The 13,914-nt window shown below is 38.2% G+C and carries 8 protein-coding genes; 5 read left to right on the top strand and 3 right to left on the bottom strand.

The features are described from left to right. Positions 1-2: 2 nt before the first annotated feature. The 5 genes from AAOP42_RS15130 (at position 3) to AAOP42_RS15150 (ending at position 7,238) form a co-directional block, all read left to right on the top strand. A complete protein-coding gene (locus AAOP42_RS15130; RefSeq protein ID WP_349529382.1) occupies positions 3-1,091 on the top strand; it encodes a dihydrodipicolinate synthase family protein in 1,089 nt (362 codons plus the stop codon). Positions 1,092-1,108: 17 nt separating this feature from the next. Beyond that, positions 1,109-2,089: a formylglycine-generating enzyme family protein gene (locus AAOP42_RS15135; RefSeq protein ID WP_349529383.1), complete on the top strand. Its 981-nt coding sequence runs from the start codon at positions 1,109-1,111 to the stop codon at positions 2,087-2,089. A 24-nt stretch (positions 2,090-2,113) separates the two neighbouring features. Continuing rightward, the gene (locus AAOP42_RS15140) at positions 2,114-3,427 is read left to right on the top strand and encodes a Gfo/Idh/MocA family protein (protein ID WP_349529384.1); all 1,314 of its coding nucleotides are present in this window, start codon (positions 2,114-2,116) and stop codon (positions 3,425-3,427) included. A gap of 28 nt (positions 3,428-3,455) precedes the next feature. Further along, entirely contained in the window at positions 3,456-4,052 is a 597-nt protein-coding gene (locus AAOP42_RS15145; RefSeq protein ID WP_349529385.1) for a YceI family protein, read from the top strand. 78 nt (positions 4,053-4,130) lie between these two features. Beyond that, positions 4,131-7,238 carry a DUF5107 domain-containing protein gene (locus AAOP42_RS15150; protein WP_349529386.1) on the top strand — a complete coding sequence of 1,036 codons (3,108 nt, stop codon included), beginning with the start codon at positions 4,131-4,133 and terminating at the stop codon, positions 7,236-7,238. 16 nt (positions 7,239-7,254) lie between these two features. Here the strand turns inward: AAOP42_RS15150 and AAOP42_RS15155 are convergent, their stop codons facing one another. From AAOP42_RS15155 to AAOP42_RS15165, 3 genes are all read right to left on the bottom strand, one after another. After that, positions 7,255-8,544, bottom strand: coding sequence for a PAS domain-containing protein (locus tag AAOP42_RS15155; RefSeq protein WP_349529387.1), 1,290 nt, complete (start codon positions 8,542-8,544; stop codon positions 7,255-7,257). Positions 8,545-8,868: 324 nt separating this feature from the next. Continuing rightward, positions 8,869-10,554, bottom strand: a complete 1,686-nt coding sequence (locus tag AAOP42_RS15160) for a RagB/SusD family nutrient uptake outer membrane protein (RefSeq protein ID WP_349529388.1) — start codon at positions 10,552-10,554, stop codon at positions 8,869-8,871. 17 nt (positions 10,555-10,571) lie between these two features. After that, entirely contained in the window at positions 10,572-13,856 is a 3,285-nt protein-coding gene (locus AAOP42_RS15165; protein ID WP_349529389.1) for a TonB-dependent receptor, read from the bottom strand. Between the last annotated feature and the right edge of the window lie 58 nt (positions 13,857-13,914).

Raw genomic sequence — 13,914 nt, forward strand, 5'->3', positions numbered from 1 at the left:
CTATGAAATTATCAGAAGAAATTAAGGAGTTGTTATTTGAAGGGACAGTTATTCCGGCTCATCCGCTTGCCCTTGATGCCAACAGGCAGTTGGATGAATTTCACCAGCGTTTGCTGACCAGATATTATGCTGCTTCCGGTGCTGGGGGTATTGCTGTGGGTGTTCATACTACTCAATTTGAAATCAGGGACCCGGAAATCAATTTGTACGAAAAGGTGTTATCGTTGGCAGTATCAGAGGTGGAATCTATCGGGCTAGATCGCCCTTTCATTAAAGTTGCGGGTGTAAGTGGTTCTACTGAACAGGCTGTAAATGAAGCTAAAATAGCCAGGAAATTAGGCTATGACATAGTATTGGTAAGTATCAATGGGTTGAAAGACTGGTCTGAAGAAGATCTCTTGGACAGAGCCAGACAGATAGGAGAACACATGCCTCTTTTTGGATTTTATCTACAAACTTCTGTAGGTGGTAAAGTTCTTACCGAGAATTTTTGGAAAGAATTTGCGGAAATACCAAATGTGTATGCCATAAAGATCGCGCCGTTTAATCGTTATCAGTCCATCGAAGTGGTCAGGGCAGTTTGTAATTCCTCCCGATGCAACGATATAGCTATTTATACCGGAAATGATGACAATATCCTGAATGACCTGTTAACAACCTATCGTATAAATACTGAAAGAGGTATAGTAGATAAAGACATAGTAGGTGGCTTGTTGGGACACTGGGCAGTTTGGACCGAAAAAGCAGTTAAATTGCTGAATCACGTTAAAAAAGTGAAGCTTTCCGGAGGTCAAATGAATAGAGATTTACTCACTAAAAACATAGAAGTGACAGATTCTAATGCTGCATTTTTCGATACTAAAAACAATTTCAAAGGATGTATTGCAGGTATTCACGAAGTATTGCGCAGACAAGGATTGCTCAAAGGAATTTGGTGTCTTGATCCAAATGAAACGCTTTCAGTTGGGCAAGCAGAAGAAATTGACCGGGTTTATAAGGATTATCCTGAACTCAACGATGATGCGTTTGTCAAAGATCATTTAGAGGAATGGTCTCAGAAAATAAAGGCATCAACTTTATCTGTGAATTGAAATAACAAATGGAACGCATGAGAAATTTGATTTCTATTTTCAGTATTTGCATGGCAGTTTCCTGTTCCGCTTTTTGTCAGTCTTTTGACAATTATTCAGAAGTAATCCAAATGGGAGATAAAGGAGAATCCTTTAAGATGGTGGCTATTCCCGGTGGACAATTTAAAATGGGAAGCCCTGAAAAAGAAAGCAATAGAAAAGCTGATGAGGGGCCTGTTCATACCGTTCGAATTGATAGTTTATGGGTTGGGGAATTCGAGATGACTTGGGAGTTGTTTGAACTGTACTTGAATAAAAATATTGATAAACAACAAACAAATTTGTCAGACGCAGTACAATTAAAGGTGGACGCTATTTCACGTCCAAGTCCGCCATTTGAAGATCCCAGTTTAGGGATGGGCAAGCAAGGTTTTCCAGTTGTAAATATATCCCCTTATGCAGCTTTAACTTTTTGCAAGTGGTTGTCAACTGTGACAGGGCATTTGTACAGATTACCCACCGAAGCAGAGTGGGAATATGCATGCAGGGCAGGGAGCAAGACGGCTTTTCATTTTGGAGAAGACCTTTCACAATTGGATGAATACGCTGTTTATTTTGATAATAGCAACGGCCAATATGCCAAAGTGGGTACTAAAAAAGCCAATGCCTGGGGATTGTACGACATGCATGGTAATGTATCTGAATGGACACTGGATTTGTACGATGATCAGTTTTACTCAAAATTTGAGGGACAGGAAGCTGATAACCCATGGAATACACCTTATGTACTTCACCCAAGAGTTTACCGGGGGGGATCGTGGGATGATGATCCGGAGGATTTACGGAGTGCTGCCAGAATGAAGTCGGGGCTTAATTTACAACGAGGAGATCCACAAGTACCGAAAAGCTTTTGGTGGTACACCAATTCTGAGTTTATCGGATTCAGGGTAGTGCGATCTTATAAAGAATTAACACAAGTAGAAATAAGAAAGTTTTGGGCAAAAGTCCTGGACGAATAAAGTAATAATAAACATCCTTTTATTATGAGAATGAGTAAAGACGTAAATCAAGGAAGAAGAAAATTTGTCAAAACAAGTGCCGCAGTAGCTGCAGGAGGTACTATCCTCAGTAGTTTTCCAATTACTTCATTTGGAGTTGGAACCCAAAGTGAACTACGGGTAGGTTTAGTCGGCTGTGGTGGTAGAGGTACAGGAGCAGCCAGTGAGGCATTAAAAACCTCTAAATCGGTAAAACTTGTGGCACTTGGGGAAACGTTTGAAGACCGATTGAGTGGAGCTTACTCACAATTGAAATCTACTTTTGGAAATCAGGTAGAAGTTCCTGATTCAAATAAATTTATCGGTTTTGATGCCTATCAAAAAGTAATTGAAAAATGTGATGTAGTGATTTTGGCCACACCACCTCCATTTCGCCCACAGCATTTTGAAGCCGCTGTAAAAGCAGATAAACATGTATTTATTGAAAAACCTTTATTTGTGGATATTCCCGGTTATCACAAAGTAATGGAAACCAATGAACTGGCCAAACAAAAGAAATTGAATGTAGCTGTGGGTTTGCAGTTGCGGTTTGAGACTGGCTACCAACAGATGGTTGAAAAAATCAACAATGGAGCTATTGGCGACATTACGTCGCTGAATGTGTATTACAATGTCGGTGCACCTAAAATTCATCCCAGACAACCGGGACAAACGGAGATGAACTATCAGGTGAGAAACTGGAGGTATTTTACCTGGTTGTGGGGCGGACAGCTTGCAGGGCAGGCTATTCATCAAATTGATGTGATTAACTGGCTGATGAATGATTATCCGGTGACTGTAAATGGTTTGGGAGGGCGGCAGGTTTTTAGTGGACCTAATCAGGGAAATACGTATGACCACCACTATGCTGAATTTGAATATGCCAATAAGATAAAATTGCATGTGCAGTGTAGGAATATAGACAACAACTGGAATAAAAATGGTTTTCACATACAGGGAACTACAGGTTATGCAGATGACAAGTCTCGTATTTACGATCCTTCCGGTACTATTGTGTGGAGGTACCGTGACAGAGATGAAACTATTGGTTCTTCTCAAAGGTGTCAATCCAATTTCATCAATTCCGTGTTGGAAAATAAACCACTCAATCAGGTGGAATACGGAGCTAAATCTACCTTGGCTACTATTATGGGTAGGATGGCGATACATTCCGGTCAGGTCATTACCATTGATCAGGCATTGGCTTCTACAAAGAGTATTTTACCAAAAGAGTTTCACTGGGATGCAGAAATGCCGGATATGCCGGGTGCAGATGGAAACTACGAAATTCCAATGCCGGGCAAAACAGAAGTATTGTAAAATGGGGTTGAATTAAAATTTTATGGTTTTGAAATTTAGAACAATGATGAGGGCAATTTCTTTTTTTCTGGTGCTGATACTGCTCTGTTTTATTTCTTTTGCTCAGGAGAAATATGTCGTGTCTGCTAAAAGCAATATAAAAGTGACAGGTACTTCTACTTTACACGATTGGGAAGTGCTATCCAATGAAATTTCCGGTAGTTTACTTTTTGAATTGAAAGATAAGGGTAAAAAGAACCAACCATTGAAAGGAAGTATAGCCAGTGCTGAGTTGAGTTTAAAGGTGGAAAGCCTGAAGAGTGAGCGTGGAGAAACTATGAATGGCAAGATGCACAGGGCATTGCTGTATGATGAGTTTCCTCAGATCAAATTTTCACTGACAGAAGCCATTCCGGTAAATGAGGCCAGCACAATTGCCAAGGGAGTTTTGGCCATAGCAGGAACGGAAAAAAGTGTACAGATTGGAGTGGATTTGGATGTTTCAGAAGATACTATTTTGATTCAGGGTTCGAAAAACTTTAAATTGAGTGATTTTGAAATCGATCCTCCTTCTGCCATGTTTGGACAGATAGAAACAGGAAATGATATCGTGATTTCTTTCGACCTGAAATACACCAAAGAATAAGTGCAATATTATTACAATAAGAGAATAACTATTAACAATTGGAGAAAAATGGAATCGTATCGTCTTAAGTATAGGTCTTTGAAAATAAAGTTATTTACGGTATTGCTTTGTATTTCTTCACAAATACTGATGGCTCAAACTGTAACCATTAGAGAAGAAAAAATAACCATACCCACCTATCCTTTTGATAACCCTAATCCGGTTCCTTTATTGGTTTCCAAACCAGCAGTATATCCCTATCATAAATTTGACGGGTATAGTCATAAAAGCGAATTGAAAGATTGGAAAGTCATTACGCTTGAGAATGATTACATCAAAGTGATGGTATTGCCTGAGGCAGGAGGTAAGGTTTGGGGCGCAATTGATAAAAGCACAGGAGCGGATTTTATTTACAAAAATGAAGTAATGAAGTTTCGCAATATCGCCTTGCGTGGGCCATGGACTTCAGGTGGAATTGAATTCAACTTTGGCTATATCGGGCATACACCGTCAACTGCCACTCCTGTGGACTATTTGACGAAAAAAAATGAAGATGGTAGTGTGAGCTGTTTTGTTGGCGGTATCGACCTGCCCTCCAGAACACAGTGGAGGGTCGAAATCAAGCTTTCGGGAGATAAGTCATATTTCGAAACCAATGTATTGTATTTCAATCCCACGAATACCACAAAATCATATTACAACTGGATGACTGGTGCGGCGCATGCCAGAGATGGATTTGAAATGATTTATCCCGGTAATCAGGCTTTAACTCATTCAGGAATGCCGGTTTCCTGGCCTGTAAATGCAGAAGGCATTGAACAAAACTTTTATGAAAACAATAATTTTGGCAGTCATGTTTCTCAGCATGTGGTAGGTGCCTACGAAGATTTTTTTGGAGGATACTATCATGATGAACAACGAGGGTTTGGCCATATTGCACCTTACGAGCAAATGCCGGGACAGAAAGTCTGGTTGTGGGCATTGTCCAGATCAGGTGGTATTTGGGAGGATTTGCTGACAGATACTGATGGTCAATACATGGAATTTCAGGCAGGGAGAATGTTGAATCAGTTTTCACCCGGTAGTCTGGATAATCCTATTACCAAAGCGGAGTTTCAACCGTACAGGTATGACACCTGGAATGAGATTTGGTTTCCGTACAACAAGATCGGAGGAATGGTGGATGCATCAGATATGGGAGTGCTAAATGTTAAGAACAACAACGGAAAGCTTAAGATAGGGCTGAATGCATTGTCCTTTGGTAAAGCCACCATTAAGGTGTTGCAAAAGGGAAAAGAGGTTTATTCAAAAACGCAAGACTTTTCACCCAATCAGGTCTTTATGGATGAATTGTCCATAGCACAAGAAGAAGGTTTTGAAGTAGTTGTTGAGGGGCTTGATTTGGCTTATAGTAGTACACCAAAAGAAAACCTGAAACGTGAATTTAATTCTCCTCCAAAAAAGGAAGAGACTGCTGGATTACTCTTTCATGAAGGTTTGGAATTAAAAAGATCAAGAAAATTCACTAAAGCCATTGAAGTACTAACAAAGGCGGTGGAATTGGATCCGTATCACATTGATGCGTTGAATGCCCTTGCAGAGATTTACTACAACAAGGGTATGAATGAGCTGAGTTTACAATTCGCAGGCCAAACATTGACATTGGATACTTACGATCCTGCTGCGAATTTCATCGTTGGGAATGTTTACAAATCGATGTATGATTATACCAATGCATTGGAGTTTTACGGTTGGGCTGCCCGATCTATGGAGTTTAGAGCTGCTGCTTATATGGAGATGGGAGGCATTTATTTAATAGCAAAGAAATACAAGAAAGCACAGGAGTATCTTCAAAAGTCTTTGAACTATAATGGAACCAACTTAATTGCCATGCATTTGTTGGCTGTTGTCAATAGAAAATTGGTAAGGAATGATGAGGCACAAAAACTGCTTTCAAAAATATTGGACATTGATCCCCTCAACCACTTGGCTGGCTATGAATTTGGCTTGTTGGATGCGAGTAAAAAAAGCAGCTTTAGTGAATCAATTAGGACTGAATTGGCTTATCAGGCTTATTTGGAAATGGCAATGCATTACTACAATTATGGATTGAATGATGAAGCGTATGACATATTGGAGATTTCACCAGACCATCCAATGATTTTGGGTTGGAAAGCCTTTTTGCAGCAATCTAAAATCTCAGAAAGCAAAAAGAATCTTGATGCAATGACGGCTGCTTCTCCGGAATTTGTTTTCCCTTACAGAACTGAGTCTATTGAGATGTTGAAATGGGTCAATACTCAAACAAATAGTTGGAAGGCAAAATATTATTTGGGACTCAATTATTGGGCAAAAGATAGGGTAGAGGAGGCATCAGTTTTGATTGAAGCTTGTGAAGATAAGTCCGATTATGCACCATTCTACACTTCAAGAGCATATTTGCTAAACTCAACGAAAACAACAGACCAGCTTGCTGACTTGGAAAAAGCAAGGGCGCTTGATAATGAAGATTGGAGGAATTGGGACAATATCATAGATTATCGACTGAAAAACAACGAAGATCAGTTTGCATTGAAACTGGCTCTTCAGGCGGTAAAGAAATTCAAAGGAAACTATGAGTTGGGGCTAAAGCTTTCTACAGCTTATGTGAATACAGGTCAATATAAAAAGTGTATTGATTACCTCAAAACGCTCAATGTACTTCCTTTTGAAGGAGCAGGAATTGGAAGAGAAATCTACGAACAGGCACATCTTTTATATGCCATCGAGAAAGTGAATTCCGGGCAATACAGCAATGCTTTGAAGCTGGTAGATCAGGCAAGATTGTGGCCGGAAAACCTAGGGGTAGGAGCGCCTTATGATCCAGATTTAAGAACAGAAGACTTTTTAGCGGCTCTTTGTTTAAAGAAACTGAATGAAGATAGTTATAAAGATTACGAGCAAAAAGTTGTTGATTATACCGTAGCTAAACTTGCTCCTAATTCGCTTCAAACCATATTGGGTTTGAAGCTATTAAAGTCATCAAACTCAGCAAAATTCGATGAAATCACCCAAGATATTGTGAAATCAAAGTCTTCTAAAAGCAATCGAATGAAATGGGTTTTGGCAGCTTATGAAGAAAATGACTTAGCCATGAAAGAATATGCTGATCTCCTAAAAGATGACTATGATTTTAAGATTGTTTCAGCATTATTGCAGTTGAAGTAATGCCTCAATGTTGCGATTATTTCTGAGATTTGAATGCCTTTTTTTTATCGTCGTAAATCGTTGATAGTTTTTTTGTAAAGTCATCCAATTCATCGGAGACAATTCTGATGAACTTTGCATATTTTTTAAGGCTCTTAAGGTCGATATTGTCGTTTTCAATCATGGAGCTGAGTCCGAGCAGGTTGCTTAAAGGTCGGCGGATCACATGGGCAATATCAAATGAAATTTGCTCCAATGTCAATTCATAATCCTTCCTGTTGGTGATATCCAGATTTGTTCCAACTAATCGAAGTGGTGTACCGTCCTTGTCGCATTCCAAAATAGCCATGGCGCGAACGTAGCGAATAGAATTATCAGGCTGTAAGATCCGAAATTCAATGTCAAGGTTTCCTTCACCTCTCATTACTTTTTCTGTATTTTCCTGAAATGCTGGTTTATCTTCAGGATGTATCAGTTCCATCCATGCGGCATGATTTTCCTTGAATGATTCTTTTTTAATGCCATATATTCGAAACATACTTTCATCCCAAATTAACTTGTCTTTGGCTATATCCTGATCCCAAATCCCTAATTTTGAAGCTCTGGTAGCCAGAACTAACCGCTGGGTTGTAATTCTTAGTTCTTCCTCAGCTTGAATACGGTCTGTAACATCTCGGAAATTATCGACAATTCCATTGATGGAAGGATCATGTAACATGTTGGTAACGACTGCTTCCAGCCATCTCCAAGAACCATCTTTATGTCTGACTCTGGAGGTATGCCCTTGTACAGGAACTCCTGGTTTTTGCATTGCATTAACTATAGCCATTTGGGCTCCCTCTGCTTCATCTGGGTGGATCAAGGTCATCATGTCCAGTTTTAGTACATCTTCAGGAGAATAACCTAGGATTTTGGTAACTGATCGAGAGACATATATGGGTTTTGCTTCTGGTGAAATAATAATGACACAATCAGAACCATTTTCGACGAGTGCCTCAAATCGGGTTTTGCTACTTTCCAATTCTTGAAGTGTATCTGTACTTATTGTAACAACCACATATACAAAAACAGACCCTATAAGAAAGAAAATGCTAATTAGCAATTCGAACCAATTAAATGGGCTGAACATGACAAAATAACTCAAAGCCAGATAACTAACCAAAAAGAATATAATCAAACCAAATAAAATACGCCAATTTTTGATCTTACCATATTGAGATAATTTGCTGAATTTTTTATACAAATAAACAGCACCCCAAAAGAATACAGCAGCACCCAGAAAGAACAATCCTGATGCAATTAATGACGTATTTGTAATATATTCCATTGACTATTTTTTGTAAACTGAGAAGGAATAGCATTTGATACTGTCAATCTTATAATTTAAGATTGGGTATTTAGCTGGTATCATTTACAAATAATACTCCATTATAGTTCTGATACTAAAACAATAGTAAAATAGCGAATATATTTCAATTGTAAATTCTACTTTTAATTTATACTCGGAAAATCAAAGAGAAGTTATTTATTGTTTTTTTGCCAATTTAAGAAAAATGAAGATTTAATATCAATGGCGATGTAATAAAAAAAGGCAAACCAAAACCGGCCTGCCTTTGTCAAGAAATTTATTTCTAATTAAACTTTCTATTTCTTAGTAACTATCGTTTTGATCCAGGTAACCTTCTAAAATGGAAGCTCCATCAACAGCAGACTGAGGAATTGGAAACAAACGTTTCTTAGGATCAGCATTTGTTTTTTCTGTATAAGAATCTTCATATTTTCCAAAACGGATCATATCAGTACGTCTTTGAAATTCCCAGTAGAATTCAAATCCACGTTCACGATATAAGATATCAAGATCCATTGCAGTAAGTGCTGGAGCGGTATGCCTGGCAGTTCTTGATGCTCTAACGATATTGACATCAGCTAAAGCACCCGGAGCATCTCCTTTACGAAGTTTAGCTTCAGCACGCATCATAAACATATCTGCATAACGAAGTACAACTAAATCGGCCTGTCCTCCATTTCTACCTGAACTGGATTCTTTACTAAATTCATATTTTTCCACTCTATATCCAGCACTATGAGAGCTATTGGTTGTGAAATCAATTTCAAGGGTATGGTCAACAGGTGCCCCAACTTCTGATCTATTATTAATAACCAAATCAACTACATATTTATCTCCTTCACATCTTTCAAAAGGATCTCCACCTCTTTCGTGTTGCAGGCCATATAACAAACCTCTGTAAATACCCCTGTCAATTTCAAAATCTGCTGCACTTACACATCCGGGTTCATTAATTAAATTGTCTTTATGAAATCTCGGATCAGCATCTGCCGGATCAACGTCTCCGTATGCATCTACCCATGTTTGATAAAAATCAGGGGTAATAGCAGGGCCATCAGTACCATTGGCACTGGGGAACTCTGGAAGTGGATAAAAATCTCCTGACATAGAAAAATAAGCCATACGATTATGTCCACCCAAATCAGCTCGCTGATCAATAGCAAATATTAGCTCTTTATTGGTATGATTTTCATCATCAAATATCTCAAAATATTCAGCTGAAAGTTGATGCTCTTCAGAGTTAATTACCTTGTTGGTATAGTCAATAACCGCATCCATATCTGCTGCACCAAAATTAGGTGTCCCGATAGGATCTCTATAAACAGGGGCATTCAAATAAATTCTGGCCAATAAAGCCCAAGCACCTGTCTTTGTCATTCTACCCGGTCCAACGGAAGTTGCTGTAGCTAAATCTCCTTCAACAGCTTTCAACTCACTTATCAAATAATCAACCGCTTCACTTTTTCTAAGAATTACGGATTGATCTTCAATCCTGTCTTTAACAAACACCAAACCAAATGCATCCAGCAATATATGATTGAAAAGAGCTCTCATTGCCCTGGCCTCAGCCAAATAGACAGCAGCTTGAGGGTCAGTTTCGGCCAGAGGTGTTAAAACAGCGATAGCACTAACAGATGCGGTGATATGTTTTGTAACTCCATTCCAAACGTCTTTCATGATGGCGTTTCCTGGTGTTGGCAAATGCTGATATAAATCTGAAAATTTACCACCATCACCCCAATCGGTACCACCTCTATAGGGTAATATTGCTTCATCTGTTGAAATTTCCTGCATGGAAAAGTATTTCGTATGTACCCATATGTCATTATTTGCATTTGCATACACAGGGGCTAATGCCGCTATTGCTTCATCAATTCCTGCGGTACTGGGAGTCAAAGATTCGTCTAAAACAACTTCTTCCAGATCTGTGCAATTCCAAGTTAATAGCAAGCTGCTTAGCAACAATACTGATGTTATCTTGTTTTTCATATCTCTATTTTTTATTATTAAAACGTAAGATTAAGACCGATCACAAAGGTTTTAGCTTTTGGATAGGCGAATTTATCGATACCAAAGGACTGAATTCCACTTATAGAACTATCCGTATTTACTTCAGGATCATATCCATCATAATCTGTAATTACAAATAGATTTTGCCCGGTAAAGGTTAGTCGCAATTCTTGAAGCCAGTTGATAGATTCTGTATTAAAAGAATATCCAAGTGTTAAATTATTTAAACGCAGGTAAGAACCGTCTTTTAAATAACGTGTTGAAACAGCTGCAGCATTTATGATACTTTCATTTGGATATTCAGAAGCTATAGGTGTGGTATTATTTGATTTGCTCAATAATGTTTTGTAGAAGCTACCCATAGCAGTATGGTCATAAATTTCATTTCCGGATACTCCATTGAAATTCATATTTAAGTCAAATCCTTTATACCTTAAATTTGCATAAAAATTATAGGTCAAATCGGGTAAAGCACTTCCAACAACAGTTCTGTCGTTTTCAGTAGATATACCATCTTCATCTTGATCTATAAATTCTGAAAAGCCATCTTCATCAATTCCTGTAAAGGTTTTCATATAAAAAGCTCCGATTGAAGCACCACTTACAAATCCGTTGATAGTAGCATCCGTAAGTCCCTGGCCAGAAGCCGATCCCGTAGTTACAATGGTAAAAGGAGAGTCCTTTACTACATTGTCAATAAAAGTGGCATTTCCACCAAAACTGTAGGATAACCCTTCATTATTCCGCTTGGAATAATCCAGTGCTATTTCAAGCCCCTTGTTTACAATTTTCATATTTGGGACATTAGTCCAATAAGTAGGAGCAGGAGATATAGGATCTACAGGTACTACCTCTAATAAAATATTATTTGACACTTTGTTAAAATAATCTACCGTACCAGATAATTTACCATCAAAGAAACCAAAATCAACCCCAATATTGGATTGTGTAGATACTTCCCATTGAATGTCAGGATTTGCAAAGCGAGTATATACAGACCCTACCGGGTAAGCTCCATTTTGATCAATCGGATAACTAACATTACTAGATGTGCTAACAGTAAAGGACTCTTTCGTGATTTTGTTTGGAATTTCCTGATTTCCAGTTTGACCCCAACCCGCTCTTAATTTCAAATCGCTAAAGAATGAATCACCCATAAAGTCTTCATTTAGAAGTCTCCATGCACCAGCCACAGAAGGAAATATTCCATATTTATTGTTTCCGCCAAATTTAGAAGAACCATCAGCTCTTACTGTAGCTGTTAATAAATATTTGTCTTTATAATCCCAATTGACTCTTCCAAAGAAGGATTGCAATTCGTTTTCGTATGCGCTTCCAGAAGGCCGATTGTTATCACTAATGGTTAGTTCTCCTCCTAATCCCGGATTGTTGCGAGGTTCTATGCCTGTGTCAGCTGGAAATTCGTCTATAGACCATATATTTTCTCTAAAAGAAGTTTTTTGATACGAATGGCCTCCCAAAACACTGATATTATTATCTCCAACATCAAAAGTATAGGTCAAATAGTTTTCAATTAAGTTGTTTTCATAATTGCCAAATGTTTGTCTCAAACTACCTAAATCATTCCTTTCCGTATTGGCAATAGTTTGTTCATCCCTGCCTGAAGATCTGTTCTCGTAACCCACATTCATTTTATATACCAATCCATCTATAATTTCAAAAGAAGGTGCTATGCTGAACAAAAGTCTTCTGGATTCAGAAAAGTCTCCTACATATTTATTGTGTAGTAGTGGATTTTCCCAGTTTACAGGATTGTTGATTTCACCATCTGAGGTATAAGCATCAAATGTAGGGTTGGTGCTATATCCCACGTTATTGTTTCTAGATTGTTCTGTGATTGTTGTATTTAAGTTATAGTCGATATTTAATCTATCATCCAATAATTTTTGAGTTACATTAATTCTTGCACTTGTTCTTTTAAGGCCTGAATTATAAATAACCCCCTCTTGATCCTGTAAACCTAAAGAAGCATAATAATTTATATTTTTAGTCCCTCCGGATAAAACTAAATTGTGATTTTGGGTAATGGCAGTACGTGTCAATTCATCTTGCCAGTCTGTAGATCCACCACCATCTATTAGTTCATTCCCTGGAATTGCTGCCACTTCTTTACGGAACTCATCGGCACTAAATACATTTAATTTACGTGCCAGTTTAGATATACCTAAACTAGAAGAAATGGATACCTTAGAAACACCCTCTTTTCCCTTTTTAGTGGTGATAATCACAACACCATTGGCTCCTCTCGCACCATAGATAGCTGTTGCAGAGGCATCTTTCAAAATATCAATTGATTCAATATCGTCCGAATTGATGAAGTTTAAAGGGCTTTCTCCTGAACCTGTTCCTGCAAGTCCCAATGGAAATCCGTCTAAAACGAATAAAGGACCTGAACCTGATCGAAGGGTTCCTTGTCCACGAATAATAATACGTTGGCCACTACCAGGTTCTCCACTCGAAGAAGTTACATTGACACCAGCAGCTTTACCCTGTATTAATTGCCCGGGAGAGTTCGTAATTCCTCTATTGAAATCTCCACTCTTTACAGAGGTAACAGAACCTGTAATATCTTTTGCCTCTTGTACACCATATCCTACCACTATTACTTCAGATAGTGTTTCAGCATCTACTTCCATGGAAATATTGATTTCTGACCTGCCGTTTATGGGAGTCTCAATGGTTTTATATCCAACAAAAGAAATAGTAAGAATTGCATCTTCCGGCACATTGATCTTGTAATTGCCGTCTAAGTCAGAGGTAGTACCAATGGAAGTTCCTTTCACAACGACCGAGGCACCAGGTAGTCCCTGACCATTTTCGTCATTGATCTTTCCGGAAATTTCAACATCAGCCAGCTTCATGTCATCGATAACCTCGATGATATTAGCCTGACCAAAAACCTTTTTGCTAACAATGATATCCTGATCTACTCTTTTAAATTGAAGGCCTGATTTTCTTGAAATAAGCCTTAAAACATTCCCTAATGATTTATTTTCAACATTCAGGCTGATGTTTTTTTGCTTTTCCAGCAAGTCGTTGTTGTAGATAAAATCAAATTTGGTTTCAGAGCTGATTTGTTCAAAAACTTTTTCAATGTTATGCTCCTTAAGGTTTACCGAAAGGTAAATTTCTTCGACACTTTTAATTTGGGCATTTCCTTCTTTTGCCAAAGAGAGTGAAAGGAAAAGGCACTGAATGCAAAACCCATACATCGCATATCTAGACATAATGATAATTTGCCTTAGTAAGTATAGTTTCATAAATTTGTTATGATTTGGTGAAAAATTTTTTTATCGAATTAACGCCTTGAAGGAAAGC

Source organism: Reichenbachiella sp. MALMAid0571, from assembly GCF_040151475.1.
Classification (GTDB): Bacteria; Bacteroidota; Bacteroidia; order Cytophagales; family Cyclobacteriaceae; genus CAXBNB01.

Excerpts from the sequence above, each read along its gene's own strand:
- AAOP42_RS15130 (WP_349529382.1), top strand. The coding sequence starts at position 3 with ATGAAATTATCAGAAGAAATTAAGGAGTTGTTATTTGAAGGGACAGTT.
- AAOP42_RS15135 (WP_349529383.1), top strand. The coding sequence starts at position 1,109 with ATGAGAAATTTGATTTCTATTTTCAGTATTTGCATGGCAGTTTCCTGT.
- AAOP42_RS15140 (WP_349529384.1), top strand. The coding sequence starts at position 2,114 with ATGAGAATGAGTAAAGACGTAAATCAAGGAAGAAGAAAATTTGTCAAA.
- AAOP42_RS15155 (WP_349529387.1), bottom strand. The coding sequence starts at position 8,544 with ATGGAATATATTACAAATACGTCATTAATTGCATCAGGATTGTTCTTT.
- AAOP42_RS15160 (WP_349529388.1), bottom strand. The coding sequence starts at position 10,554 with ATGAAAAACAAGATAACATCAGTATTGTTGCTAAGCAGCTTGCTATTA.
- AAOP42_RS15165 (WP_349529389.1), bottom strand. The coding sequence starts at position 13,856 with ATGAAACTATACTTACTAAGGCAAATTATCATTATGTCTAGATATGCG.